Source organism: Kitasatospora sp. NPDC040550, from assembly GCF_055594965.1.
The window spans coordinates 1-25,043 of the sequence record NZ_JBVIWC010000031.1 but is presented as its reverse complement, the minus strand read 5'-3'; the positions used below and the strand labels follow the sequence as shown (position 1 = coordinate 25,043).

The 25,043-nt window shown below is 73.3% G+C and carries 22 protein-coding genes; 14 read left to right on the top strand and 8 right to left on the bottom strand.

Annotated features, from left to right (window positions below; genetic code table 11):
- Positions 1 to 79: 79 nt before the first annotated feature.
- Together rsgA and ACZ58X_RS33955 are read right to left on the bottom strand one after the other, a co-directional pair.
- Entirely contained in the window at positions 80 to 1,201 is a 1,122-nt protein-coding gene (gene rsgA / locus ACZ58X_RS33960) for a ribosome small subunit-dependent GTPase A (RefSeq protein ID WP_470337414.1), read from the bottom strand.
- A gap of 380 nt (positions 1,202 to 1,581) precedes the next feature.
- The gene (locus tag ACZ58X_RS33955; protein ID WP_470337413.1) at positions 1,582 to 2,589 is read right to left on the bottom strand and encodes a cytochrome c oxidase assembly protein; all 1,008 of its coding nucleotides are present in this window, start codon (positions 2,587 to 2,589) and stop codon (positions 1,582 to 1,584) included.
- Positions 2,590 to 2,977: 388 nt separating this feature from the next.
- Between ACZ58X_RS33955 and ACZ58X_RS33950 the strand changes: the two genes are divergently transcribed.
- Complete coding sequence (locus tag ACZ58X_RS33950; RefSeq protein ID WP_470337412.1) at positions 2,978 to 4,771, top strand: FtsW/RodA/SpoVE family cell cycle protein; 1,794 nt, start codon at positions 2,978 to 2,980, stop codon at positions 4,769 to 4,771.
- A gap of 245 nt (positions 4,772 to 5,016) precedes the next feature.
- Here the strand turns inward: ACZ58X_RS33950 and ACZ58X_RS33945 are convergent, their stop codons facing one another.
- A complete protein-coding gene (locus ACZ58X_RS33945; protein ID WP_470337411.1) occupies positions 5,017 to 6,366 on the bottom strand; it encodes a YihY/virulence factor BrkB family protein in 1,350 nt (449 codons plus the stop codon).
- A 224-nt stretch (positions 6,367 to 6,590) separates the two neighbouring features.
- Between ACZ58X_RS33945 and ACZ58X_RS33940 the strand changes: the two genes are divergently transcribed.
- The 11 genes from ACZ58X_RS33940 to ACZ58X_RS33890 all read left to right on the top strand — a co-directional run bounded on the left by ACZ58X_RS33940 (position 6,591) and on the right by ACZ58X_RS33890 (position 16,473).
- Positions 6,591 to 6,674 carry a putative leader peptide gene (locus ACZ58X_RS33940; RefSeq protein ID WP_310593185.1) on the top strand — a complete coding sequence of 28 codons (84 nt, stop codon included), beginning with the start codon at positions 6,591 to 6,593 and terminating at the stop codon, positions 6,672 to 6,674.
- A gap of 199 nt (positions 6,675 to 6,873) precedes the next feature.
- Positions 6,874 to 8,598, top strand: coding sequence for a nitrite/sulfite reductase (locus ACZ58X_RS33935; protein ID WP_470337410.1), 1,725 nt, complete (start codon positions 6,874 to 6,876; stop codon positions 8,596 to 8,598).
- A 72-nt stretch (positions 8,599 to 8,670) separates the two neighbouring features.
- Positions 8,671 to 8,853 carry a hypothetical protein gene (locus ACZ58X_RS33930; RefSeq protein ID WP_470337409.1) on the top strand — a complete coding sequence of 61 codons (183 nt, stop codon included), beginning with the start codon at positions 8,671 to 8,673 and terminating at the stop codon, positions 8,851 to 8,853.
- On the top strand, positions 8,831 to 9,535 hold the full coding sequence (locus ACZ58X_RS33925) for a phosphoadenylyl-sulfate reductase (RefSeq protein WP_470337408.1): 705 nt from the start codon (positions 8,831 to 8,833) through the stop codon (positions 9,533 to 9,535). Before ACZ58X_RS33930 ends, ACZ58X_RS33925 begins: the two co-directional genes overlap by 23 nt.
- Positions 9,536 to 9,584: 49 nt before the next feature.
- On the top strand, positions 9,585 to 10,181 hold the full coding sequence (gene cysC / locus ACZ58X_RS33920) for an adenylyl-sulfate kinase (protein WP_360234755.1): 597 nt from the start codon (positions 9,585 to 9,587) through the stop codon (positions 10,179 to 10,181).
- Entirely contained in the window at positions 10,178 to 11,119 is a 942-nt protein-coding gene (cysD, locus tag ACZ58X_RS33915) for a sulfate adenylyltransferase subunit CysD (protein ID WP_470337407.1), read from the top strand. Before cysC ends, cysD begins: the two co-directional genes overlap by 4 nt.
- Positions 11,119 to 12,447: a sulfate adenylyltransferase subunit 1 gene (locus ACZ58X_RS33910; protein ID WP_470337406.1), complete on the top strand. Its 1,329-nt coding sequence runs from the start codon at positions 11,119 to 11,121 to the stop codon at positions 12,445 to 12,447. Before cysD ends, ACZ58X_RS33910 begins: the two co-directional genes overlap by 1 nt.
- Positions 12,448 to 12,690: 243 nt before the next feature.
- Positions 12,691 to 13,860: an aliphatic sulfonate ABC transporter substrate-binding protein gene (locus tag ACZ58X_RS33905; RefSeq protein ID WP_470337405.1), complete on the top strand. Its 1,170-nt coding sequence runs from the start codon at positions 12,691 to 12,693 to the stop codon at positions 13,858 to 13,860.
- A gap of 147 nt (positions 13,861 to 14,007) precedes the next feature.
- Positions 14,008 to 14,811: an ABC transporter ATP-binding protein gene (locus ACZ58X_RS33900; RefSeq protein WP_470337404.1), complete on the top strand. Its 804-nt coding sequence runs from the start codon at positions 14,008 to 14,010 to the stop codon at positions 14,809 to 14,811.
- On the top strand, positions 14,798 to 15,715 hold the full coding sequence (locus ACZ58X_RS33895) for an ABC transporter permease (protein WP_470337403.1): 918 nt from the start codon (positions 14,798 to 14,800) through the stop codon (positions 15,713 to 15,715). Before ACZ58X_RS33900 ends, ACZ58X_RS33895 begins: the two co-directional genes overlap by 14 nt.
- Positions 15,712 to 16,473 (top strand): sirohydrochlorin chelatase, encoded by a 762-nt coding sequence (locus ACZ58X_RS33890; protein WP_470337402.1) that lies wholly within the window; start codon positions 15,712 to 15,714, stop codon positions 16,471 to 16,473. The genes ACZ58X_RS33895 and ACZ58X_RS33890 overlap by 4 nt, the downstream gene beginning before the upstream one ends.
- A gap of 4 nt (positions 16,474 to 16,477) precedes the next feature.
- On the opposite strand, the gene ACZ58X_RS33885 is transcribed toward ACZ58X_RS33890, so the two are convergent.
- From ACZ58X_RS33885 to ACZ58X_RS33865, 5 genes are all read right to left on the bottom strand, one after another.
- Positions 16,478 to 16,600, bottom strand: coding sequence for a hypothetical protein (locus ACZ58X_RS33885; protein ID WP_470337401.1), 123 nt, complete (start codon positions 16,598 to 16,600; stop codon positions 16,478 to 16,480).
- Between the two features lie 200 nt (positions 16,601 to 16,800).
- Entirely contained in the window at positions 16,801 to 17,514 is a 714-nt protein-coding gene (locus ACZ58X_RS33880; protein ID WP_470337400.1) for a ricin-type beta-trefoil lectin domain protein, read from the bottom strand.
- A 268-nt stretch (positions 17,515 to 17,782) separates the two neighbouring features.
- A complete protein-coding gene (locus ACZ58X_RS33875) occupies positions 17,783 to 19,528 on the bottom strand; it encodes a DEAD/DEAH box helicase (protein WP_470337399.1) in 1,746 nt (581 codons plus the stop codon).
- Between the two features lie 171 nt (positions 19,529 to 19,699).
- Positions 19,700 to 19,906: a cold-shock protein gene (locus tag ACZ58X_RS33870; protein ID WP_360234731.1), complete on the bottom strand. Its 207-nt coding sequence runs from the start codon at positions 19,904 to 19,906 to the stop codon at positions 19,700 to 19,702.
- Between the two features lie 305 nt (positions 19,907 to 20,211).
- Positions 20,212 to 22,347, bottom strand: a complete 2,136-nt coding sequence (locus ACZ58X_RS33865) for an MMPL family transporter (RefSeq protein WP_470337398.1) — start codon at positions 22,345 to 22,347, stop codon at positions 20,212 to 20,214.
- Between the two features lie 532 nt (positions 22,348 to 22,879).
- Here ACZ58X_RS33865 and ACZ58X_RS33860 point away from each other — a divergent pair.
- Positions 22,880 to 23,773: a phosphotransferase enzyme family protein gene (locus ACZ58X_RS33860; protein WP_470337397.1), complete on the top strand. Its 894-nt coding sequence runs from the start codon at positions 22,880 to 22,882 to the stop codon at positions 23,771 to 23,773.
- 171 nt (positions 23,774 to 23,944) lie between these two features.
- Positions 23,945 to 24,952, top strand: a complete 1,008-nt coding sequence (locus ACZ58X_RS33855; RefSeq protein WP_470337396.1) for a polysaccharide deacetylase family protein — start codon at positions 23,945 to 23,947, stop codon at positions 24,950 to 24,952.
- Positions 24,953 to 25,043 lie beyond the last annotated feature (91 nt).

Genomic DNA, 25,043 nt, shown 5'->3' with positions numbered 1-25,043 from the left:
GCGGGGCGTCACGCCCGGGCTCGCCGGGCGGACGCTGGGTCATCGAGCTGCTGAACCACTGCGCCGGGGACGGATCCGGTCAGCGCTTCACCGGACCGCCTGCCGCGCGCATCGACTTGGTGATCGCCTTCCACTTGTTCAGTCGGGCCTTGGCGACCCGGGCGTCGGTGCGCGAGGCGATCCACTCGTTCTCGCGCTGGAGCTTGAGGTAGCTGTCCATCCGGCGCTGCGGCAGGGTGCCGTCCTCCAGCGCCGCGCGGACCGCGCAGCCGGGCTCGGTGTGGTGGTTGCAGTCGTGGAAGCGGCAACCCTCGGCCAGCTCGGCTATGTCGGCGAAGGCCAGGTCCACCCCCTCGCCACCGTAGAGGCCGACCTCGCGCAGCCCGGGGGTGTCGATGAGGACGCCCCCGCCGGGCAGCGGTATCAGCTCGCGGGTGGTCGTGGTGTGGCGCCCCTTCTGGTCGACCTCGCGGGCTTCCTGGACGGTCATCACGTCGGCGCCGACCAGCGCATTGGTGAGTGTGGACTTGCCCACGCCGGACTGGCCGATCAGCACCGTGGTGCCGGGGGCGCAGGCGCGGAGCACGTCGATGCCCTCGCCCGTCTCCGCGCTCACCACCAGCACGGTGACGCCCGGGGCGACGGATTCGACGTCGGACCGGATGAACTCGGCGTCGTCGACCAGGTCGGCCTTGGTGAGGACGACCAGCGGTTCGGCGCCGGACTCCCAGGCCAGGGCCAGGAAGCGCTCGATCCGCCCGAGGTCGGGATCGGCCGCGAGCGAGGCGGCGATCAGCACGCTGTCGACGTTGGCCGCCAGCACCTGGCCGTCGGAGCGCTTGCCGGCCACCTTGCGGATGATCGCGGTGGAGCGTGGCAGCAGCGCGGAGACGGCGGCCATCGGCTGGGCGTGCAGGTCGACGGCGGCCCAGTCGCCCGTGCAGGGGCAGTTGATCATGTCGGCGTCGCCCACCGGCCGGGTGTCGAGCCGGACGGTGCGCAGCTCGCCCGTCTCCGGGTCGGCCAGGACGGCGTCGCACTGGCCGCGGTCGACTCGGGTGATGCGGGCGGGGAGCAGGCCGGCCTCGGCCAGCGGGACGAAGAGCTCATCGAGCTCGGGCGTCCAGCCGTAGCGGGCCAGCGGGGAGCCCTCGCTGGGGAGGGCGGAGGAGAACAGCGAAGTGGAGGCAGCGTTGGACAACGCAGTGGCCCTTCGGGAGGAGATGGTCCCGGCGGGCTACGGCTGGCGCGGAAGACTCAGCCGGCGGCCGGGAAGAGGAGGTGAACGCGCGTGCTGCCCAGGGCAGCTATCGGGGCGACAACGACCACGGGGTTCACCTCCTGCTCTCTACTCCTCGGGCGGCCCAATGGCCCCCGAACCGATGTGTCACACGCTAGCGGGGCGGGCGGTTGTGGCCAACCTATTTTTGACCTGCGGAAATGCGATCGGGAGGGGTCACAGCGGGCCAACATTGGCCCGCCTGACCCTGCCGTCCGACCGGACCGGCCACCCGACCCGGCCGTCCGCCCCGGCCGTGCCGCGCTGCGCGCCGCGCCGCGCCCGGGGCGACGGAGCCGCCCCTACCCCCCGTAGCGGTGCTTGAGGTTCGGGTCGTCCAGCCACCACGGCCGCATCCCGCCCTCGTCCTCCTCCGGGCGCCCCTCCGCCCTGGCCTCCGCGGCCTGCGCCTCGAAGCGGGCGTCCAGTTCGGCGTCCACGGCCTTGGTCTCCTCGCGCCCCTGCACCACCATCCGCCGCACCAGCGCGGCCAGGAACGGCAGGCCGACGAGGTCGCCCAGCACCCAGAAGGCGTTGCCGCCCCAGGTCTGGTCCTGCGCCAGGCTCGGCCCCCAGGGCCGCCCGAGCGCCAGGTAGTAGTGCTCGGCGACGAGGTGTCCGCCGTAGATCAGCACGATCCCGAGCCCCGCGTCGAAGATCACCTCGGCGAAGGTGATGAACAGCCCGACCAGGTGCGGGTACTCGTGGCCGACCGGGTCCAGTTGCAGCCGCGGCCAGAAGTAGGCGAGGCCCAGCAGCACCAGCGCCAGGTGCAGCACCAGGTTGCCGACGCCGCTGGAGACCGACCACTCGTACCAGGGCGTGAAGTAGAGGAGCCACGGCGGCGCCATCAGCAGCGCGGTGGAGATCGCGGGGAACATCAGCACCTTGGAGGGCCGGCTGCGCAGCGCCCGCAGGATCCGTTCCCGCCGGCGCTCCGGCGAGGACCGGACCAGCAGCGAGACGGGGGCGCCGAGGGCGAGCAGCAGCGGGACGACCATGAGCAGCAGCACGACCTGCACGGCCCGGTCGGTGAACAGGACGCGCTCGTACACCCCGAGGCCGGAGCAGGTGCACCAGATCCACAGCAGCAGCCCGCCGAGGAAGGCCGTGGTGCGGGTGGGCTGCCAGCGGGCGCCGTCGCCGCGGTTCACGGAGCGCACCGCGGCCAGGTACCAGCCGCCGAGCAGCAGCGACAGGGCGAGCACCACCGGTTCGAAGGTCCAGGAAGTGGCCAGTTCGGACCACTGCCACGCCGGCGGTCCGCTGTACGCGAGCACCCGGGCCGCGCCGTCCACCGCGCCGTTCATCCGTCCGCCCACCTCATCCGTGCCGCCGTACCGGCCGTACCTCCGCACGGGCCGTACCTCCGCACGAGCTGTACCGCCGTACGGGCCGTGCCGCCGTGACAGCCGTGCCCGCCGTGACAGCCGTGCCGCCGTCACAGCCGTGCCCGCCGGGCGCAGGGGCCGCGGCGCCCGGCCATGATGTCCTTCCCGACGCGGTCCGCCGCAGCCGGGGCCCACCTCTATACCCGGGTCTGAACAAAGCTTTGCCAAAGCCGAACAAAGCTTTGCCCAGGCAAAGTTCTGCCCTTGCCGACCCCGGAGGCGCAACCGGCGCGAGCCCGCTCTCGTCTGGCAGGATGCACCGTCGGCGATACCGGCCACGTGGGTGACAGCAAGGGGACGACAAGAGGTGCAAAGCACTGCACGCGGCGAGGGCCGGCGGCTGGCCGCGCGCCACCGCAACATCGAGCTGGGCCTGCTGGCGCTCGCGGTGGCCGTCTGCCTGGCCGGACACATCGACGCCTCGCTCACGATGACCGACAAGCTGCCGCCCGGGCTCCTCGTCCACGGCCTGTCCCTCGGGGCGCTGGTCGCGGTGGCACACCTGGCGGTGCGCCGGTTCGCGCCGTACGCGGACCCGCTGATCCTGCCGCTGGGCGTGTTCCTGACCGGCTTCGGGCTGGTGCTGCTGGACCGGCTGGACTTCAGCTACAAGGCCGCGCACGCCGCCAAGGGCGACTACCAGAAGCTCCCGGCCGCGCCGGGCCAGCTGATGTGGACGTTCATCGCGGTGGCGGCGGCGCTCGCGCTGATCGTCTTCGTCAAGCACCACCGCTTCTTCCAGCGCTATGTCTACGTGCTGATGGCGGGCGCGCTGATCCTGCTGACCGCCCCGATCTTCTCGCCGACCGACAGCTTCGGCGCCAAGCGCTGGATCAAGCTCCCCGGACTGCCCTCCTTCGAGCCGGACGAGTTCGTGAAGGTCGCGATCACGATCTTCTTCGCGGGCTACCTGATGGCCTCCCGGGACGCCCTGGCGCTGGCCGGGCGGAAGGTCTGGGGGATGACCCTCCCGCGCGGGCGGCACGCCGGGCCGGTGCTGGCGATCTGGGCGGTCAGCCTGATGGTGCTGATCTTCGAGCGCGACCTGGGCACCTCGCTGATCTTCTTCGGCGTCTTCGTCGTCATGCTGTACGTGGCGACCGAGCGCACCAGCTGGGTGGTGCTCGGCCTGCTGATGGCGGTCGGCGGCGCGGCCGTGGTCGGCACCGTGGAGCCGCACGTGCACGGGCGCGTCGAGGCCTGGCTGCACCCGCTCGACTACTTCCCTCCGGTCAACAACCAGGCGATCTCCGCGCAGCCCGCCGAGGCCCTGTTCAGCCTCGGCACCGGGCACATGACCGGGACCGGCCTGGGCTCCGGCCGGCCGTGGCTGATCGGCTTCGCCGGGCGCAGCGACTTCATCTTCACCACCATCGGCGAGGAACTGGGCCTGGCCGGGGTGACCGCGATCCTGCTGGTGTACGTGCTGCTGATCCAGCGCGGGCTGCGCACCGCGGTCGGCCTGACCGACCCGTTCGGCAAGCTGCTGGCCACCGGCCTGTCGGCGGCCCTCGCACTGCAGGTGTTCGTGGTGGTCGGCGGCGTGAGCGGGCTGGTCCCGCTGACCGGCAAGGCGCTGCCCTTCCTGGCGGCCGGCGGTTCCTCCCTGCTGGCGAACTGGCTGATGGTCGCCCTGCTGATCAAGCTGAGCGACTCCTCGGGGCGCACCGCCCTGGACCCGGCCCCGACCAGCCCGGAGCCGCTCCCGGCACAGGCCGGCCCGGCCGAGCGGTCGGCGGCCGGCGCCCCGGCCTCCCCCGGCCCGGGCCGGACCCTGGGGGCGGGCGAGCCGCTGGCCGCGGGCCTGGACCCGCTGCCGGGCGCCGGCCCCGACCCGGCGGGCCCGTCGTCCGCGTCGTCGACGCCGCCCGGCCCCGGCCACGCGGACCCGGGCGCCCCCACCGAGCTGCGCCCCTCCTTCGGGCACGCGCCCGGCGCGCCCCGGCCCGACGGACCGCTGCCCGGCGGTCCGCAGCACAGTGGCCCCCAGCACGGCGGAGCGCAGGCCTCGTACGGCTACCCGCCGATCAACGAACAGTCCACCCACCGCTACGGCCACCCGCAGCAGCCCCCGTACCCGCAGAACCCGACGACCGGCTGACCCCGCCGACCAGTCGTCAAGGCCCCGTCAAGGTGCCGTCACGGAGCCGCAGGCCCGCGCCGACCGGCCCGGACCGCCCTCGGCACGATTCGCACACAAGTCGAACACCGGCCGACCCGTCACCGGCACCGCAGAGGGCCTCCCTCCCACCCGCGAGGGAGGCCCGGCCCGTACGACGTCACCATCACCGCGCCACGACGGCGCCACGACGGCGCCACGACGGCGCCGCTACCGCCGCCACCCCGCTACCGCTGCTCCCACGGCGGCTGCGGCGGCTGCGGCGGCCTGGGCGGGTACCCCGGCACCTGCTGCCCCGGCCCCGCCCCGGCCCCCGGCCCCGCCCCCGGCCGCTCCGGCGGCGGCCCGGTCGGCCGGTCGCTGTCCGGCGGCGGCGGGGACGGCCGGTGGTGCGGCCCGGGCCGGGCGGTGAGCCGCGCGCGCACGTTGTCGGCGGCCAGCACGTCGGCCCACCGCTCGGGGTACTCGGCGGGCACGTCGACGTCGTCGGCGTCCTCCTCGCCCCACTCCTCCTCGACGCCCTCGGCCAGGCTCAGTTCGCGGGCGCGCCGGGCCCGTTCGACGGCCCGGCGGGCGGCGACCTCGCGGACCACCGCGGCGGCCGCCTCCTCGTGGGCGCGCTCGTTCTCGGCCCGGGCGTCGGCGGTCTCCAGGGTGGGCCAGCGGCGGTCTATGGCGGCGTTCATGGCGGCGCCGATGAGCACCGCGAGGGCCACCACGAAGATCCACAGCAGGACGGCCACCGGCGCGGCCAGCGAGCCGTACACCGAGGGGCCCTCGACCGAGCTGACCAGGTAGAGCCGCAGGCCGACGCTGCAGAAGACGAGCACCACCAGGGCGACCAGCGCGCCGGGGATGTCCTCGCGCCAGGGTGTGGAGACCGGCACGGCCAGGTGGTAGAGGGTGGTGAGGGAGACGATCAGCAGCAGGATGGCGACCGGCCAGTAGGCGGCGCCGACGAGTCCGGCGACGCCGGGGAGGGCGTTCTCGACCAGTCCGGGCCCGGCCATCAGCAGCGGCAGCACCAGCGAGCCGATCACCAGGGCGCCGAGGTAGAGGCCGAGCGACATCAGCCGGGTCTTGACGATGCCCCGCTTGCCGTCCAGCCCGTACATGACGGTGATGGTGTCGATGAAGATGTAGAGGGCTCTGGAGCCGGACCACAGCGACAGCAGGAAGCCGATCGAGATCAGGTCGGGCCGGGTGTGGTCGAAGACCTGGCTGAGCAGCGGTTTGACGACCTCGTTGACGGAGGAGTCGGACAGGACCGTTCCGGAGGCCGAGACGATGTCGTGCTTGAGCCGGTCGATGGTGCCCGCGCCGAGGAACTTGTCGAGGTAGCCGAGGGTCGCGGCGAGGCCGAGCAGCAGTGGCGGGATGGACAGCAGGGTGAAGAAGGCCGCCTCGGCGGCGAGGCCGGTGACCCGGTACTCGACGCAGGTGTTGGTGGTGTCCTTGACCAAGTCCCACGCCGTGCGGCGCCAGAGGGCCTGTTTGGCCGCGCGCCGGGAGCCCTTGCCCCGGCGCCGGGAGGGCCGTTCGGGGTTCGGTCTGCTCGTATCGCCTGCTGCTTGCACAGGGCTAACGGTATCGGGCCGGGTCGCTCCGGTTGATCTCCCCCGGGGTACGGGCGCGTGCGGACCGCCTCGCCGGCCGCTGCGCGGGGCCGCGCCCCGACCGCCCGTCAGGAGGCCTGGCCCGGAGCGGCGGGAACACCCGGGCGTCCCAGATGTCGAAACCCCAGCGTCCAGCATTCGGATGTTAGTGGACCGCGAGTCCCGCGCCGTGCGAATCTCTTGCCATGCCTAGCGCCGGAACCACCCTAGTAGGTCGACTCCACGTCGATCTCCTTCGCGTGTCCAGCGCCATCTGTCCGGTGACCTGAGCTCCCACCCCGCCGCACCACCGCACCCGGCGCCGTCCACCCCGCCATCCCCGCACGAGCGGATGCGCAGGCGCCCGCCCGGCCCGGTCAGCTGCTCTCCCGGCCCTGAGAAACCCGCAGGTCACAGCAGCGATCGCACGGCCGAGCACGCCCCGCGACCCACCCGGCGCCAGCGCCACCTGCCCAGAAGGACTTCACCATGGCCACCTCTCCCGAGACTGCCGAGCCCACGGCCGACCGCACGGTCGCGCCCCGCCCCGCCGCGGCTCGCAAGGTGACCCGCCACCGCGGCGAGGGCCAGTGGGGCATGGGGCACTTCACCCCGCTGAACGCCAACGAGCAGTTCAAGAAGGACGACGACGGTCTCAATGTGCGGACACGTATTGAGACGATCTACGCGCACCGGGGCTTCGACTCGATCGACCCCGCCGACCTGCGCGGCCGGATGCGCTGGTGGGGGCTCTACACCCAGCGCAAGGAGGGCATCGACGGCGGCAAGACCGCGATCCTGGACCCGCACGAGCTGGACGCCGAGTTCTTCATGCTCCGGGTGCGCATCGACGGCGGCCGGCTGACCGTCGCCCAGCTGCGCGCGATCGCCGAGGTCTCCGAGCAGTACGCGCGGGGCACCGCCGACCTGACCGACCGGCAGAACATCCAGTACCACTGGATCCGGATCGAGGACGTCCCGGCGATCTGGCAGAAGCTGGAGGCCGTCGGCCTGTCCACCACCGAGGCCTGCGGCGACACCCCGCGCGTCATCCTCGGCTCGCCGGTCGCCGGCATCGCCGAGGACGAGATCATCGACGGCACCCCGGCCATCGAGGAGATCCAGCGCCGGTTCATCGGCAACAAGGACTTCTCCAACCTGCCGCGCAAGTTCAAGAGCGCGGTCTCCGGCTCCCCGCAGCTGGACGTCGCCCACGAGATCAACGACGTCGCCTTCGTCGGCGTGGTCCACCCCGAGCACGGGCCCGGCTTCGACCTGTGGGTCGGCGGCGGCCTGTCCACCAACCCCAAGCTCGGCGTGCGCCTGGGCGCCTGGGTCCCGCTGGACGAGGTCGCCGACGTCTACGGCGGCGTCATCGGTATCTTCCGCGACTACGGCTACCGGCGCCTGCGCAACCGCGCCCGGCTCAAGTTCCTGGTCGCCGACTGGGGCGTGGAGAAGTTCCGCAAGGTCCTGGAGGAGGAGTACCTCGAGTACCGGCTGGTCGACGGGCCCGCGCCCGCCGAGCCCGCCGCCCGCTGGCGCGACCACGTCGGCGTGCACCGGCAGAAGGACGGCCGCTACTACATCGGCTTCGCCCCGCGCGTCGGCCGGGTCGACGGCAAGCTGCTCGGCCGGATCGCCGACCTCGCCGCCGCCCACGGCAGCGACCGGCTGCGCACCACCGCCGAGCAGAAGATGCTGGTCCTGGACATCGCCGAGGAGCACGTCGACGCGGTGGTGGCCGGCCTGGAGGAGCTCGACCTGCGGGTCACCCCCTCGCCGTTCCGCCGCGGCACCATGGCCTGCACCGGCATCGAGTACTGCAAGCTCGCCATCGTCGAGACCAAGGAGCGCGGCCGCACCCTGATCGACGAACTGGAGCAGCGCCTGCCGGAGTTCGCCGAGCCGCTGACCATCAACATCAACGGCTGCCCGAACGCCTGCGCCCGGATCCAGGTCGCCGACATCGGCCTCAAGGGCCAGCTGGTCACCGACGAGCACGGCAACCAGGTCGAGGGCTACCAGGTCCACCTGGGCGGCGCGCTCGGCCTGGAGGCCGGCTTCGGCCGCAAGGTCCGCGGCCTCAAGGTCACCAGCGCCGGCCTGCCCGACTACGTCGAGCGCGTGCTGACCCGCTACCAGGCCGACCGCACCGAGGGCGAGCGCTTCGCCCAGTGGACGGCCCGCGCCACCGAGGAGCAGCTGTCGTGAGCGAGCGCAGCGAGCGAACCAGAAGGCAGGGCGTTGTTCGCGCAGCGAACGCCGAGCGCAGCGAGGTGGGCGATGAGTGAGCGAGCCGCACCGTTCTTCTGCCCGTACTGCGGGGACGAGGACCTGCGCCCGTCCGAGGCCGGCCACGGCGCCTGGGAGTGCCACGGCTGCCGCCGCGCCTTCCAGTTGAAGTTCCTCGGCCTGCTGTCACCGACCAACGGGGGTGCGTCACATGAACAACCGCACCACGGCTGACCACGCGGAGCTCGCCGTCCGCGCCGGCCGCGAGCTGGAGGAGGCCACGCCGCAGGAGGTGCTGCGCTGGGCCGCCGACACCTTCGGCAAGCGGTTCTGCGTCACCTCCTCGATGGAGGACGCGGTGGTCGCCCACCTCGCCTCCTCGGTGTTCCCCGGGGTGGACGTGGTGTTCCTGGACACCGGCTACCACTTCCCGGAGACCATCGGGACGAGGGACGCGGTGGCCGCGACCATGCGGGTCAACGTCATCACGCTCACCCCGCTGAGGACGGTCGCCGAGCAGGACGCCGAGCACGGGCCGCGGCTGCACGACCGCGACCCGGACCTGTGCTGCGCGCTGCGCAAGGTCGAACCGCTCAACCGCGGCCTCGCCGGCTACGACGCGTGGGCCACCGGGCTGCGCCGGGACGAGTCCCCGACCCGGGCGAACACGCCGGTGGTCTCCTGGGACCCGAAGCGCCGCAAGGTGAAGATCGCCCCGATCGCCCGCTGGACGCAGGCGGACGTGGACGCCTACGTCGCCGCGAACGGCGTGCTGCTCAACCCGCTGCTGTGGGAGGGCTACCCGTCCATCGGCTGCTCGCCGCTGTCCTGCACCCGCAAGCCGGGCGAGGGCGAGGACGCCCGGGCCGGCCGCTGGTCCGGCTCCGGCAAGACCGAGTGCGGCATCCACCTCTGAGCCCGAGCGTTCCCCGACCGCTCGTCAACTACCGTGTAAGGAAAGAACCGTGACAGCTCACACCCCGGCCGCCGACGGAGCCGCAGAGGCGGCCCCCGCGGCCGCCCCCTGCGAGCGCGGCGCCACCGTGTGGCTGACCGGGCTGCCGAGCGCGGGCAAGACCACGCTGGCCTTCGCGCTGGCCGAGCGGCTGCGCGCCGAGGGCCACAAGGTCGAGGTGCTGGACGGCGACGAGATCCGCGAGTTCCTGTCCAAGGGCCTCGGCTTCTCCCGCGAGGACCGGCACACCAACGTCACCCGGATCGGCTTCGTCGCCGAGAAGCTCGCCGCCAACGGCGTCAAGGTGCTCGCCCCGGTGATCGCCCCGTTCGCCGACTCGCGCACCGCGGTGCGCGAGCGGCACGCCGCGGCCGGCACCGAGTTCCTGGAGATCCACGTCGCCACCCCGGTCGAGCTGTGCGCCGAACGGGACGTCAAGGGCCTGTACGCGAAGCAGGCGGCCGGCGAGCTGTCCGGCCTGACCGGTGTGGACGACCCGTACGAGGCCCCCGAGAAGCCCGAGCTGCGCCTCCAGACGCAGGGCCGCGCGGTCGCCGAGTCCGCCGCCGAGCTGCACGCCTTCCTGACCGAGAGGGGTCTCGCATGACCACCGCGACCGACAGCCCGGTCCGCACCCACGACGGCTCCCCCTTCGCGCTGTCCCACCTGGACGCGCTGGAGGCCGAGTCGGTGCACATCTTCCGCGAGGTCGCGGGGGAGTTCGAGCGCCCGGTGATCCTGTTCTCCGGCGGCAAGGACTCCATCCTGATGCTGCACCTGGCGCTCAAGGCCTTCGCGCCGGCCGCCGTGCCCTTCTCCCTCCTGCACGTCGACACCGGCCACAACTTCCCCGAGGTGCTGGCCTACCGCGACCGCGTCGTCGCCGAGCACTCCCTGCGCCTGCACGTCGCGCACGTCCAGGACTTCATCGACGACGGCCGGCTGCGCGAGCGCCCGGACGGCACCCGCAATCCGCTGCAGACCGTCCCGCTGCTCGACGCCATCGAGAAGGGCCGCTTCGACGCGGTCTTCGGCGGCGGCCGCCGGGACGAGGAGAAGGCCCGCGCCAAGGAGCGCGTCTTCTCGCTGCGCGACGAGTTCGGCGCCTGGGACCCGCGCCGCCAGCGCCCCGAGCTGTGGTCGCTGTACAACGGGCGGCACGCCGTCGGCGAGCACGTGCGGGTCTTCCCGCTGTCCAACTGGACCGAGCTGGACGTCTGGCAGTACATCGAGCGCGAGGGCATCGACCTGCCCGAGATCTACTACGCCCACGAGCGGGACGTCTTCGCCCGGGGCGGCATGTGGCTGACCGCCGGCGAGTGGGGCGGCCCCAAGGACAGCGAGCCGGTCGAGCGGCGCCTGGTGCGCTACCGCACCGTCGGCGACATGTCCTGCACCGGCGCCGTCGACTCCGACGCCACCACCATCGAGGCCGTGATCGCCGAGATCGCCGCCAGCCGCCTCACCGAGCGCGGCGCCACCCGCGCCGACGACAAGCTGTCCGAGGCCGCGATGGAAGACCGCAAGCGCGAGGGGTACTTCTAATGAGCACGACCGTCGAGACCAGCGCCACCTCCCTGCTGCGCTTCGCCACCGCCGGCTCCGTCGACGACGGCAAGTCCACCCTGGTCGGCCGCCTGCTGCACGACTCCAAGTCGGTGCTCGCCGACCAGCTGGAGGCCGTCGAACGCGTCTCCCTGGGCCGCGGCCAGGAGGCGCCCGACCTCGCGCTGCTCACCGACGGCCTGCGGGCCGAGCGCGAGCAGGGCATCACCATCGACGTCGCCTACCGCTACTTCGCCACCCCCCGGCGGCGGTTCATCCTCGCCGACACCCCCGGGCACGTGCAGTACACCCGCAACATGGTGACCGGCGCCTCCACCGCGGAGCTCGCCGTCGTGCTGGTCGACGCCCGCAACGGCGTGGTCGAGCAGACCCGCCGGCACGCGGCCGTCGCCGCCCTGCTGCGGGTGCCGCACGTGGTGCTGGCCGTCAACAAGATGGACCTGGTCGACTACGCCGAGCCGGTCTTCGCCGCGATCGCCGCCGAGTTCACCGCCTACGCCGCCTCCCTCGGCGTCACGGACGTCCTCGCCGTCCCGATCTCCGCCCTCGCCGGGGACAACGTCGTCGAGCCGTCCGCGCACATGGACTGGTACGGCGGCCCGACCCTGCTGGAGCACCTGGAGACCGTCCCGGTCGGCAGCGACCCCAGCGCGGAGCCCGCCCGCTTCCCGGTGCAGTACGTGATCCGCCCGCAGACCGAGGCCCACCCCGACTACCGCGGCTACGCCGGCCAGCTGGCCTCCGGCGTGCTGCGGGTCGGCGACCCCGTCACCGTGCTGCCCTCCGGCCTGACCACCACCGTCGCCGCCATCGACGCGCTCGGCCGCCCGGCCGACCTGGCCTGGGCCCCGCAGTCGGTCACCGTCCGGCTCGCCGACGACCTCGACATCTCCCGCGGCGACCTCATCGCCGCCGGGGCCTCCCCCGCCCCCACCAAGGACATCGAGGCCACCGTCAGCCACCTCAACGAGCGGCCGCTGCGCGCCGGGGACAAGGTGCTGCTCAAGCACACCACCCGCACCGTCCGCGCCCTCGTCAAGGAGATCTCCTACCGGATCGACATCGACAGCCTCGAACAGCGCTCCGGCGCCGAGGGGTTGAACGTCAACGACATCGGCCACGTGAAGCTGCGCACCGCCGAGCCGCTGGCCCTCGACGACTACACCGACAACCGCCGCACCGGGTCGTTCCTGCTGATCGACCCGGCCGACGGCACCACCCTCACCGCCGGCATGGCGGGCGAGGCCTTCGCCACCGTACGCACCGACGGCGCGCCCGGCGCGCCCGAAGAGGAGGACTGGGTCTGATGCCCAGCGAGGCGTTCTCGGGCATGGACAAGGAAGGCGGCCGCATCGGCAGCGGCGTCCTCGGCAGCGGCCAGGGCGGCTTGACCCGATGTGCGGGCCGACGGGGCTGAGAACGCCCCGTCACCGGGCCGCTCCCCACGGCCGCCCGGCTTGCCCGGCACACCCCCTGCCGCAAGCGCCACCTTCCAACCGTCCGCCCGGGACCGCTTCCTGACGGTCCGTCCGCGAACAGGACCCACCACCATGGCACCGCACCAGGCATCCTCGCACCGCACCCCCTCCGATCGGCCCACCCGCCCCAACGCCGGCCGGATCAGACGCTCGGCGGCGGCCGCCGCCGCCGGCCTGACCGCCGTCGCCCTGCTGTCGGCGTGCAGCTACGGCTCCAAGGCCGACAACAAGGCCGACACCGCGGCCACCGTGGGGAGCTCGGCGTCCGGCCCCAAGCTCACCGCGGACACGGTGAAGATCGGCTACTTCGCCAACCTGACCCACGGCACCCCGCTGGTCGGACTCCAGGAGGGCATATTCCAGAAGGAGTTGGGCGCGACCCAGGTGAAGACCCAGGTCTTCAACGCGGGCCCGGCGGAGATCGAGGCGCTCAACGCCGGATCGATCGACATCGGCTGGATCGGCCCCTCCCCGGCGATCAACGGCTACACCAAGTCCGACGGCAAGTCCTTGAAGATCATCGGCGGTTCGGCCTCCGGCGGGGTCAAGCTGGTGGTCAACCCCGACAAGATCGGCTCGCTGGACGACCTCAAGGGCAAGAAGATCGCCACCCCGCAGTTGGGCAACACCCAGGACGTGGCGCTGCTCAACTACCTGGCCGGCAAGGGCTACAAGGTCGACGCGGCGTCCGGCGCGGGCGACGTCTCGGTGGTGCGCACCGACAACAAGGTCACCCCCGACGCCTACAAGCAGGGCTCCATCGACGGCGCCTGGGTGCCCGAGCCCACCGCCTCCAAGCTGGTCACCCTCGGCGCGAAGGTCCTGCTCAACGAGAAGGACGTCTGGCCGGACAAGAAGTTCGTGATCACCAACATCATCGTCTCGCAGAAGTTCCTCAAGGAGCACCCGGACGTGGTGGAGGCCGTGCTGCGCGGCTCGGTGAACACCAACGCCTTCATCAAGGCCAACCCCGACAAGGCCAAGGCCGACGCCAACGAGGCGATCAAGAAGGAGGCCGGCAACTCCCTGGAGCCGGCCGTCCTCGACCCGGCCTGGTCCGACATCGACTTCCTGGACGACCCGCTGGCGAACACCCTGCAGGCCGAGGCCGACCACGCCGTCACCGCCGGGCTCCTCAAGAAGCCCAACCTGAACGGCATCTACGACCTCACCCTGCTGAACAAGGTCCTCGCGGCCAAGGGCCAGGCGCCCGTGGCGGACGCCGGACTCGGCGCCAAGTAGCCCGGCGCCACGCAGCTCCGCGGTCCGGCCCCCGCCCGCCCGGTCGATCCCCGATCGATGCCCACCGGGCCGGGCGGGGGCCGGACCCGGCCCCCGCTTCGCAGCCCTCGCCAGCCCCGCCAGACCACTCACGCAGGAGGTGCCCGGATGACCCCGGCACTGACCACCTCGGCGGACGCCCCCGGCGCCGACGCCGCCGGCGCGACGCCCGCCGTCCGGATCTCGCACGTGCACAAGTCCTTCGGCCGTCCGGGCGCCGCCACCCACGTGCTGGACGACATCACCCTCGACGTCGCGCCCGGCGAGTTCGTCACCCTGCTCGGCGCCTCGGGCTGCGGCAAGTCGACCCTGCTCAACCTGGTCGCCGGCCTGGACGCGCCCACCCGCGGCAGCATCGAGGTGTCCGGCGGCCGCCCCGCCCTGATGTTCCAGGAGCACGCCCTGTTCCCCTGGCTCACCGCCGGCCGGAACATCGAACTGGCCCTCAAGCTGGCCGGCGTCCCCCGCCCCGAGCGGCGCGCCGAGGCCGAGCGCCTGCTCGAACTCGTCCGCCTGAACGGCGCGTACGGCAAGCGGGTGCACGAGCTGTCCGGCGGCATGCGCCAGCGCGTGGCGATGGCCCGTGCCCTCGCCCAGGGCAGCAAGGTGCTGCTGATGGACGAGCCGTTCGCCGCCCTCGACGCCATCACCCGGGACGTCCTGCACGACGAGATCACCCGGATCTGGGCCGAACGCCAGCTGTCCGTCCTGTTCGTCACCCACAACGTGCGCGAGGCCGTACGCCTGGCCCAGCGCGTCGTCCTGCTCTCCTCCCGCCCCGGCCGGGTCGCCCGGGAGTGGCGGATCGACCTGCCGCAGCCGCGCCGGATCGAGTCCTCGGGCGTCGCCGACCTGTCCATCGAGATCACCGAAGAACTGCGTGGGGAGATCCGTCGCCATGGCCAGCACTGACACCGCTCCCGTCGTCCTGGACAAGGACCCCGCCTCCGACGGCGCCGCCGACAGCGCCGGCGTCGGCGCCGGCCTGGACGCCCTCGACTCCGTCGCCGCCCCGCGCAGCTCGCTCGGCGAGGTGCTGCGCTCCAAGGCCCTGCCGCCGCTGATCGGCGTGCTGGTGGTGCTGGCGCTGTGGCAGGGCGCGTACAGCCTGCACGTCACCTCCTCGTACAAGCTGCCCAGCCCCACGGACGTGTGGCACTCCCTCCAGGACCTCTGGTACCAGGGCACGCTGTTCTCGATCATCTGGACCAGCGTCTGGCGCGGCCTGTCGGGCTTCCTGCTCGCCGTCGTCATCGGCACCCCGATCGGCCTGGTCGTCGCCCGGGTCAGGCCGGTGCGCACCGCGATCGGCCCGGTCCTCCAGGGCCTCCAGTCGCTGCCCTCGGTCGCCTGGGTGCCGGCCGCGGTCATCTGGCTCGGCATCAACGACCAGATGATGTACGCGGTGATCCTGCTGGGCGCCGTCCCGTCCATCGCCAACGGGCTGGTGGCCGGCATCGACCAGGTCCCGCCGCTGTTCCTGCGGGCCGGGCGCACCATCGGCGCCACCGGCCTGACCGGCGCCCGGCACGTGCTCATCCCCGCCGCGCTGCCCGGCTACCTGGCCGGCCTCAAGCAGGGCTGGGCGTTCTCCTGGCGCTCCCTGATGGCCGCCGAGCTGGTCGCCTCCTCCCCCGACCTCGGCCGGGGCCTGGGCCGGTTCCTGGAGGACCAGCGCGAGTTCTCCGACATGTCCGGGGTGCTGCTCGGCATCATCCTGATCCTGTTCGTCGGCATCGCCATCGAACTGCTCGTCTTCACCCCGGTCGAGCGCCGGGTGCTGCGCAACCGCGGCCTGCTGGCCTCCGGCAAGTGAGGCAGCCGCCGGTGCCCGCCCTCCTGCTCATCGCCCACGGCAGCCGCGACCCGCGGCACGCCGCGACCGTGGCCGCGCTGGTCCGGGAGGTGCGGGCCCAGCGGCCCGCCCTGGAGGTCGCCACCGCCTACCTGGACCACTGCGCGCCGCGGATCCCCCAGGTGGTCGGCCGGTCCGGACGGTTCGGACGGCCGGCGGACGCGGTGGCCGTGCCGCTGCTGCTCAACCGGGCCTTCCACGCCAAGCACGACATCCCCGCGGCGCTGCGCGCCACCGGCGCGGGCCTGCCGGTGGCGGAGGTGCTCGGCCCCTCCCCGCTGCTGCTCGCGGCCCTGGACCGCCGGCTGGCCGGGGCCGGGCTCGACGTCGGCTCGGCGGCGGTCCGCGCCCGCACCGGCGTGGTGCTGGCCGCGGCCGGCTCCTCCGACCCGGCCGCCGACGCCGCCACCCGCCGGGTCGCCGCCGAGTGGCGCCGCACCCGCGGCTGGGCCGCCGTCGAGGTCGCGTACGCCTCGGCGGCCGGCCCGCGCGTGCCCGACGCCCTCGCCGCCCTGCGCGCGGCCGGGGCCGAGCGGACCGCCGTCGCCCCCTACCTGCTGGCCCCGGGCCTGCTGCCGGACCGCATCGCGGCGGCCTCGCAGGGCGCGGACCTCGTCGCCGAGGTCCTCGGCGCGGCCCCGGAGCTGGCGGCGCTGCTGCTCGAACGCTACGACCGGGCCCGCCGGACGGCGGCAGCCGTTCCGGCCCTGAGCGCCTGAGCCGTCACGGGGCCTTGCGGTGCTGGTACTCGGCCACCGCTGCGGTGATCACGCCGACCGGCACCGAATCGTCCACGGTGGCAACGGCAGCCTCGATCCACTCGCGCATGATCGCGGTCGGCTTCACCCCTCGCTCCCGCGCGCGACGTCGGGCGGGCTGCGGACCGGCCGGCACGCGCTGCCGGCCACCGAGGGGCCGCAGTCGACCGTGATGGCGCCGAAGGAGGCGCGGACCGCGGAGCGACTGCGCCGCCGCCCGGCCCCGCCGGGGGAGGTCCGCCGCCCGACGGGGGTGCGGGCGGCGGCCCTGGCTCCGGTGGTGGTGCGTCAGGCCGGGAGGTTCCACTTCTGGTTGGCGGCGCCGTTGCAGTCCCAGATGCCGAGCTGGTTGCCGTTGTTGGTGGCGAAGCCGAGGTCGTCCAGGCAGCGGCCGGACTGCGGGTTGTAGAGCGAGCCGTCGGAGCGGGCCTGCCACTGCTGGGCACCAGTGCCGTTGCAGTCGTAGAGCTGGACCAGGGTGTGGTTGGCGGTGCCGCCGCCGGCGACGTCCATGCACTTGCCGAGGGCGCGGACGGTTCCGTCGACGCCTATCCGCCACTTCTGCGCGACGGAGCCGTTGCAGTCGTAGATCTGCACGGGGGTGCCGTTGCCGAGGTTGGCGCCCTTCACGTCGACGCACTTGCCGGCGTAGCCGGTGATCTGGCCGGTCGGACCGGCCGGCGGGGTGGCGCCCAGGATGACCCGCGGGAACATGACGCTGTCGCCGACGCCGCAGGCCGCGGAGATGCTGCCGTCCCCGATCGCCAGGCCGCCGATCGCGGGGCGGGTGAACTGCACGGTGTGGGTGGAGTTCCAGTAGTAGCAGGTGGCGGTGACGGTCCAGGTCTGCATCGGGTCGAGGCCGCTGCAGCTGCCGATCGCGCTCCAGCCCGCGACGTAGGCACCGCAGGAGGGCGCGGCCTGGGCGGAGGTGGCGGGTGCGGCCAGAGCGGCGGCCCCGGCGAGCAGGGCGGTGGTCAGCAGGGCGGAGGTTCGGCGCATCGGGACGGTGGTCCTTCCGGTCGGCGGATCGCGTCAACTCGACGTCTGCGCACTGGTGGTGACTGTGCGGCAGTTGTGTGGGCCGTGTAGAAGAATCGGGGTTCGCCGGGCCACCGTCAAGCTCTCGTTCAAGGCGAGCTTCGACGGATTCACGCCAGCTGTTCGGGTCGGCGGTCGCTCGGACGTCCCGGGAACGCGGAACGGGCCCCGCACTCCCCCTCACGGGGAGTACGGGGCCCGTCCGGTGGAACCGGGGCCGGGACGGCCGTCAGTCGAACTTGCGGCGCTGGCGCCCGGTCCCGTAGTTGCCGCCGGACTGGGAGCCGCTGCCCGGCCGGGCCCGGCCGGAGGAGCGCCCGATGAACCCGGCGGCCTGCGGCCGCTCGCCCTGCTGGGCGGCGGCACCGAGGCGCTGCTTGGGGCGCGGGCGGCGCGGGTTGCCGTTCATGTCGACGTCGGCGGGCAGCCCGGAGCGCTTGGCGGGGCGGCGGCGCGGGTTGCCGGACTTGCCGCCGGCGCCCTTGCCGTCGGCGGCGGCCGGGGCCGCGGGCTGGGCGGCGGCCGGGACGACCAGCGCGACCGCGACGCCGCTGGGGGTGCGGGCACCGGTGATCCGGGCCAGCTCGGCGTCGCCGGGGCGGATCTTGGTGACGGTCGGGCGGATCCCGGCGACGGTCATCAGCCGGTTGACCTCGCGGCGCTGCTCGGGCAGCACCAGGGTGACGACGGTGCCGGACTCGCCGGCCCGGGCGGTGCGGCCGCCGCGGTGCAGGTAGTCCTTGTGGTCGATCGGCGGGTCGACGTTGACGACCAGGTCGAGGCCGTCGATGTGGATGCCGCGGGCGGCCACGTTGGTGGCGATCAGCGCGGTGACCTCGCCCTCGCGGAACTGGTCCAGGACCCGGTTGCGCTGCGGCTGGGACTTGCCGCCGTGCAGGGCGGCGGCCATCACGCCGGTGGCGCGCAGCTGCTTGGCGAGCCGGTCGGCGCCGTGCTTGGTGTGCACGAACATGATCACCCGGCCGTCGCGGGAGGCGATGTGCGCGGTGGCGGAGGCCTTGTCGGTGGGCTCCAGCTGCAGGACGTGGTGGTCCATGGTGGTGACCGCGCCGGCCGAGGGGTCGACCGAGTGGGTGACCGGGTCGGTCAGGAAGCGCTTGACCAGCCGGTCCACGTTGCGGTCCAGGGTGGCGGAGAACAGCATCCGCTGCCCGCCCTCGGCGACCTGCTCCAGCAGTCGGCTGACCTGCGGGAGGAAGCCCATGTCGGCCATCTGGTCGGCCTCGTCGAGGACCGTGATGGCGACGTCGGAGAGGTTGACGTCACCGCGGCCGATCAGGTCGTCCAGTCGGCCGGGGGTGGCGACCAGGACCTCGGTGCCGCGGCGCACCGCGTTGGCCTGCCGGCTGATGCCCATGCCGCCGACGACGGTGGTGATCCGCAGGTTGACGGCGGTGGCGTACGGGGTGAGCGCGTCGGTGACCTGCTGGGCGAGCTCGCGGGTGGGCACCAGGACGAGCGCCAGCGGGTGCCGGGAGTCGGCGCGGCGCCCGGCGGTGCGGGCGAGCAGCGGCAGGCCGAAGGCGAGGGTCTTGCCGGAGCCGGTGCGGCCGCGGCCGAGGACGTCGCGCCCGGCGATCGAGTCGGGCAGGGTGGCGGCCTGGATCGGGAACGGCTCGGTGACGCCCTCGCGGGTGAGCGCGGAGAGGATCGCCTTGGGCAGTTCGAGCTCGCCGAAGGAGGCCGCCGGGGGCCGGGCCGGGGTGCCCTCGACGACGGTGAAGTCGGCGGGCTCCGCCACGGCGGCGCGGGTGGCCTTGGAGGCGCCGGTGCGGCCCCGCGGCTTGCGGGCGCGGTCGGCGCCCTCCCCGGTGCGGCGGGCGCGCTCGGGGTTGTCGCCGGTGCGGCGGGGGCGGCCGGTGCGGCCTTCGGCCGTGCGGTCGCCGGTGCGCGCGGCGGAACGGTCGGTGTTGCGGTCGCCTCGGTCGCGGGGCGTGCGGGCAGGGGTGGTCACGGGTTCTCCGTCCGTCGGTCGGCAGCCCGCGGTCGCGGACTGGTCGGCCGTCTGAGTGGAGTGCGCCGCCCCGGCCGTACTGCGGCATGCACGAGGGCCCGCACCGTCGAGCGGTGCGGGCCCCCGCTTCACGAGATCACAGGGGATCGCGCATCAGCACAGAGGCTGACGTCAGGCGATGACCTGGATGTTCTCGCCCTGCGGGCCCTTCTGGCCCTGGGTGACGTCGAACTCGACGCGCTGACCCTCGACGAGCTCACGGAAGCCCTGGGCCTGGATGTTCGAGTAGTGGGCGAAGACGTCCGGGCCGCCGCCGTCCTGCTCGATGAAGCCGAAGCCCTTTTCGCTGTTGAACCACTTCACGGTGCCGGTAGCCATAACCGTCTCCTCATACTTGGGGCATCAGGGATTCACACCTCGTGAATCCCCAAGTAGCCGCGATCCCCATCCGGAGACTGAAACACCGGACAAAACAAATGCGCCTGTTGGTTGGTACCAGCAGGCGCACACACACGTTCATGGGAACCAAAACTGCAACTGCCTCGACTGTAGCACGGCCGCACCCCGATTGACCGGGGACTTTTCTGCCCGACAGATCACGTTTGGCCCCCCTGGAAAGAGGGGACGGCGCCCCGCCGGAGCGGGGCGCCGCCTGGTGTCCGGCCCGTCACCGGGCCCTCGGGTCAGTGCCGGCCGACCGGCTCCGGCGGCATGGCGGCGCCGACCAGCGGGGCGTGGCCCTCACCCGGACGGGCGTCACCGCCGTGGCCGGGCCACCAGGCCTTGTTGCCGATCAGCGCGGTGAGCGCCGGGGTGAAGAACATCGCCATCACGAAGGCCGCCAGCACGATGCCGAAGGCCATGGCGAAGCCGAACTCCAGCATGAAGGTGTTGCCCGCGAGCATGAAGGTCCCGAACGAGGCCGCCAGGATGAAGCCCGCCGCCGCGACGGTCGGACCGGCGTGGCGCAGCGCCTCCCGGGCCGCCTCGCGCGGGGAGCGGCCCGCGCGGGCCTCCTCGCGCAGGCGGGCGATGATCAGGATGTTGTAGTCGGTCCCGATCGCCACTACGAAGAGGTAGATCAGGATCGGCATCATGAACATCAGGCCGGTCTCGTGGCCGATCTTCTGGAAGAGCAGCGTGGCGGCGCCGAGGGTGGCGCCGAAGCCGAGGCCGACCGAGGCCATCAGGTACCAGGGGGCGACCACGCTGCGCAGCTGGAGCGCCAGGATGAGCAGGATGAGCAGTCCGGCGATCGGGAAGACCAGCTTGTAGTCGTGGGTCATCGCCAGGTTGATGTCCTTGAACACCGAGCTGAGGCCGCCGACCTTGGCCTCGGTGCCGGCCGGGGCCTGGGCGTGGGCGACCGCGCGGAGTTCGGTGACGGTGGTGATGGCCTCGTTGCTGGAGGGCTCGTCCGTGAGCATCACGGTGAACTGGGCCGTGGTGCCGTCGTCGCTGATGGTCTTGTTCCGGTTCGCGGCGGTGGTGGGGGCGGGCGGGAAGACCTGGGCGACGCCGGCGACGTGGAGCTTGTCCGCGTAGGCCTGGAAGGAGGCCGGGTCGAGCTTCTTGCCGTCGGTGCTGCTCAGGAAGACCTGGCTGGGGGAGGCGGCGCCCTTGGAGAAGGCGGTGGACATCTTGTCCTGGACGACCATCGACTCCTTCTCCTTGGGCATGGAGCCGCTGGTCATGTCGAAGAGGCCGTTGTAGCCCAGGGCGCCGAGGGTCAGGGCGACCAGGACGCCGCCGGAGGCGAGGGCGGTGAGCGCCGGGCGCTTCTCGACGACCCGGCCGAGCGCGGTGAAGCGCGCGTCGCTGGGCTCGCGCATCCACTTCTTGCCGGGCCAGAAGACGGCCCGGGCGGGGATGACGGCGAGCAGGGCCGGGGCCAGGGTGACGGAGGCGAGGGCGGTGACGACGACCGCGATGGCCAGCGCCGGGCCGAGGGCCTGGAACATGCCGAGGCTGGAGAGGATCAGCGCGGCGAAGGCGATGGTGACGGCGCCGGCGGCGGAGGCGATCGCCTCGCCGACCCGGCCGACGGCGTTGACGACGGCGGCCTTGCGTTCCTCGCCGGCCCGCAGTCGCTCGCGGTAGCGGAAGGCGAGGAAGAGGAAGTAGTCGGTGCCGACACCGAGCACGACGACGATCAGGATCGGCGTGAGGATCGCCGTGCTCTTGAGGTCGAAGGCCTTGGTGGCGTAGTTGATCAGCCCCATGGAGGTCGGCAGGGCGATGATCAGCGAGACCAGGATGGGCAGCAGGCCGGCCAGGACGCTGCGGAAGATGATGCCGACGATCACGATGACCAGCACCAGGGTGGCCATGGTGATGAGGCCCTCGGTGTCGCTGGAGGACTCCTGCTGGTCCAGGGTCTGGGCGGCGGAGCCGCCGAGCCGGAACGTGAGGCCGGTGGGGCCCGCCAGGTCCTTGCCGTCGTTGCGCAGCGCCTTGGCGACGTCCGCGATCGCCTTCGGGTCCTGCTGCTTGTCCTTGGCGATGGCGACGGTGCCCATCGCGTACTTGTGGTCCTCGGAGTAGCCGAGCTTCTCGGCCGGCGGGTTGACCGCCTCGACGCCGTCGATCTTCTTGCCCGCCAGGTCCTGGGTCAGCTTGCCCATGGCCTTGGTGTCGGCGTCGGTGAGCGCGGCGCCGTCGTTGCGCTCGAAGAGGATGAGGGCGTCCGGGGTGAAGGCGGCCGGGAAGGCCTTGGCCTGCACCTCGGCGGCCTGGATGGACTCGTAGTGCTTGGGCAGGAACGACGCCTCGTCCGTCTGGGAGGTCACCTTGGGCGCGGATATGAAGATCGCGACCATGGCGACGAGCCACGCGGCGATCACCCACCACGCGCGGCGTACGGCGAATTGTCCTAGTCGGTGGAACATGCTCGATGCCTCCTGGGCATGGTTCACCGCAGCCCTTGGGGGACGGGACGCTGGGCGACGGCAGGACCGGGCCGGACGCGCACGGGGCGTCCACTAGCCGGTCGGCAGGTAAGTAGGTCTGGGCGTCAGCCTACGAGTACGCGCTCGCCGTGCGGCAAGGAGCCCCCCGCGGTCCAACCCCCGTTGCGGGGCCACCCCGAACCGGCCCCGCCCCAGTCTCCCCCGGCCGCAGTGCCGTCGGCCTCGTGCTCCGGGTGGAGTCTTCTCCCCCTCAGGGTGGAGACCACCCCCTACCTCGGAGGAGGAGGCCTAGGGGTAGGGAGCCAGGGAAAACCCGCACGACGCCCGCGCGGCCGACCCCGGGGCCCGCTCGCCCGGCCACCGCGGGGCGCGCCGCTCCGTGCGTCATGATGATCACCGTCCGGAATCCCCCGGATGAACACCGGCGGAACGGAGCCCAGCCATGATCACCTTCGACGAGGCCCGCGCCCGGCTGCTGCTCGCCGGGGCCTGCGCCGCCGCCGGACTGCCCGCCCCCGACGGGGCACGGCTGCTCGCGCTCGGCGAGAACGCCGTCTTCGACCTCGGCGACCCGGCCGTGGTCGCCAAGGTCGGCCGCGGCCCCGGACTGTACGACCGGGCCCGGCGCGAACTGACCGTCGCGCACTGGCTGGCCGGGCAGGGCATCCCGGTGGTCCGCCCGTACGAGCGGGTCGAGGCCGGACCGCACCGGGCCGACGGGCACCCGGTCACCTTCTGGCACCGGCTCGCCCCCGCCGTCCGGCCGGCCCGCCCGGCCGACCTCGCCCCGCTTCTGCGCGCCCTGCACGCCCTGCCGCTGCCGCCCTTCCCGCTCGACGGGCGCGACCTGCTGGCGCCGGTGGAGCGCTGGCTGGCCTCCGCCGAGGGGCAGGTCGACCCGGCGGACGTCGCCTTCCTGCGCGAGCGCCGGGACGCCTTCGCGGCCGCCCTGCCCGGTCTGGTGCCGGAGCTCGCGCCCGGGGTGATCCACGGCGACGCGCTGCCGCGCAACGTCCACGTCGGACCGGACGGGCCGGTGCTGCTCGACCTGGAGACCTTCTCCCGGGACCTGCGCGAGCACGACCTGGTGGTCCTCGCGCTCGCCCACGACCGCTACGGGGTGCCCGAGGAGGACTACCTGGCGTTCACCGGGGCCTACGGCCGGGACGTGCGCGACTGGTCCGGCTTCGCGGTGCTGCGCGGGGCCCGGGAGACCGCCAGCGCCTCGTGGGTCGCCCAGCAGGCGGCCGGGAACCCGGCGGCGCTCGCGGAGTTCCGGCGCCGGGTCGACTCACTCCGGGAGGGGGCCACCGGGGTGCGCTGGTACCCGTTCTGACGGCGGGCGGCTACCTCCTGGGAGCGACGGACGTCGAACCGGGCGAGTGTGAGAAGACTCTTGGAGCGCAACGGTCCGGCGCGCAACCGGGACACGTACGATCGGCGTCCTATCGCACAGTCATCCTGACCGAGGGATCGGCCCCCTTCTCGCCCCTCAGGAGCCGCCGCCATGCACCGGACCCCCACCCGTCGCAGCCCCCTCCCCGACTCCCGCACCGCCGCCGGCCGCCGCCGGCTCCTCGCGGGCTGCGTCGCCGTGGCCGCCGTGCTGGGACTGTCCGCGTGCGGCACCGCCAGCGGGGCGCTGCAGCCCACCGCGACCACCACCACCCCGGGCACCGCCACCGCGCGGCAGCCGACCGGCACCCCGGCCGCCACCATCGCCCCCACCCCCGGCTCCGACGCCGCCGGCCCCGGCCAGGGCGCCCCGCCGGCCGGCACCGAGGCGCGCACCCCCACCACCGCGGCCACCCCCGGCCACGCCCCGACCGCCGGAACCCCCACCGGCACCCCCGCCGGCTGGCCCGCCGGAACCCCCACCGGCACCCCCGCCGCGCCGCCCGCGCACCCCGGCCAGGGCACCAAGGTGATCGGCTCCACCGCCTCCGGCGGCCGCACCGTCGCCCTGACCTTCGACGACGGCCCCGGCCCGGCCACCGGCCAGGTCCTCGACCTGCTCGCCCAGTACCACGTCAAGGCCACCTTCTGCGAGATCGGCCAGAACGCCGCCGCCAACCCGGCCCTGGTCAAGCGGGTGCTGGCCGAGGGCCACCGGCTCTGCGACCACAGCGTCCACCACCCCCAGCCGTTCGAGAAGCTCCCGCACGACAAGGCGGTGTACGAGATCTCCGCCGCCCGCGACATGATCGTCAAGGCCGGCGGGCCGGGCACCCGGATCAGCTGGTTCCGCGCGCCGGGCGGCGGCTTCAACGCCGACAACGAGCACATCGCCGCCGGGCTCGGGATGGACTCGCTCGGCTGGTCCGTCGACCCCCGCGACTGGTCCCGCCCGGGCGTGGCCGCGATCGTCGCCACCGTGCAGAGCCAGCTCAAGCCCGGCGGCGTGATCCTGATGCACGACGGCGGCGGCGACCGCAGCCAGACCGTGGCCGCGCTCAAGCAGCTGCTGCCCTGGCTGGTCGCCCAGGGGTACACCTTCGACTTCCCCGCCGCCTAGGGCGTGTCTGACAATTCGCGTCGGATCAGCGTGCGGCGTTGGGGTGCGTGCATCGCAAGGCGGAGGAGGGAGTCCATGCGGTGGGGGCACC

Bases quoted from the DNA above. Each gene is read 5' to 3' on its own strand.
- ACZ58X_RS33955 (WP_470337413.1), bottom strand. From the start codon at position 2,589: ATGAACGGCGCGGTGGACGGCGCGGCCCGGGTGCTCGCGTACAGCGGA.
- ACZ58X_RS33940 (WP_310593185.1), top strand. From the start codon at position 6,591: ATGCCTAGCGCCGGAACCACCCTAGTAGGTCGACTCCACGTCGATCTC.
- ACZ58X_RS33935 (WP_470337410.1), top strand. From the start codon at position 6,874: ATGGCCACCTCTCCCGAGACTGCCGAGCCCACGGCCGACCGCACGGTC.
- ACZ58X_RS33930 (WP_470337409.1), top strand. From the start codon at position 8,671: ATGAGTGAGCGAGCCGCACCGTTCTTCTGCCCGTACTGCGGGGACGAG.
- ACZ58X_RS33925 (WP_470337408.1), top strand. From the start codon at position 8,831: ATGAACAACCGCACCACGGCTGACCACGCGGAGCTCGCCGTCCGCGCC.
- cysD (WP_470337407.1), top strand. From the start codon at position 10,178: ATGACCACCGCGACCGACAGCCCGGTCCGCACCCACGACGGCTCCCCC.
- ACZ58X_RS33910 (WP_470337406.1), top strand. From the start codon at position 11,119: ATGAGCACGACCGTCGAGACCAGCGCCACCTCCCTGCTGCGCTTCGCC.
- ACZ58X_RS33905 (WP_470337405.1), top strand. From the start codon at position 12,691: ATGGCACCGCACCAGGCATCCTCGCACCGCACCCCCTCCGATCGGCCC.
- ACZ58X_RS33900 (WP_470337404.1), top strand. From the start codon at position 14,008: ATGACCCCGGCACTGACCACCTCGGCGGACGCCCCCGGCGCCGACGCC.
- ACZ58X_RS33895 (WP_470337403.1), top strand. From the start codon at position 14,798: ATGGCCAGCACTGACACCGCTCCCGTCGTCCTGGACAAGGACCCCGCC.
- ACZ58X_RS33880 (WP_470337400.1), bottom strand. From the start codon at position 17,514: ATGCGCCGAACCTCCGCCCTGCTGACCACCGCCCTGCTCGCCGGGGCC.
- ACZ58X_RS33870 (WP_360234731.1), bottom strand. From the start codon at position 19,906: ATGGCTACCGGCACCGTGAAGTGGTTCAACAGCGAAAAGGGCTTCGGC.
- ACZ58X_RS33865 (WP_470337398.1), bottom strand. From the start codon at position 22,347: ATGGTCGCGATCTTCATATCCGCGCCCAAGGTGACCTCCCAGACGGAC.
- ACZ58X_RS33860 (WP_470337397.1), top strand. From the start codon at position 22,880: ATGATCACCTTCGACGAGGCCCGCGCCCGGCTGCTGCTCGCCGGGGCC.
- ACZ58X_RS33855 (WP_470337396.1), top strand. From the start codon at position 23,945: ATGCACCGGACCCCCACCCGTCGCAGCCCCCTCCCCGACTCCCGCACC.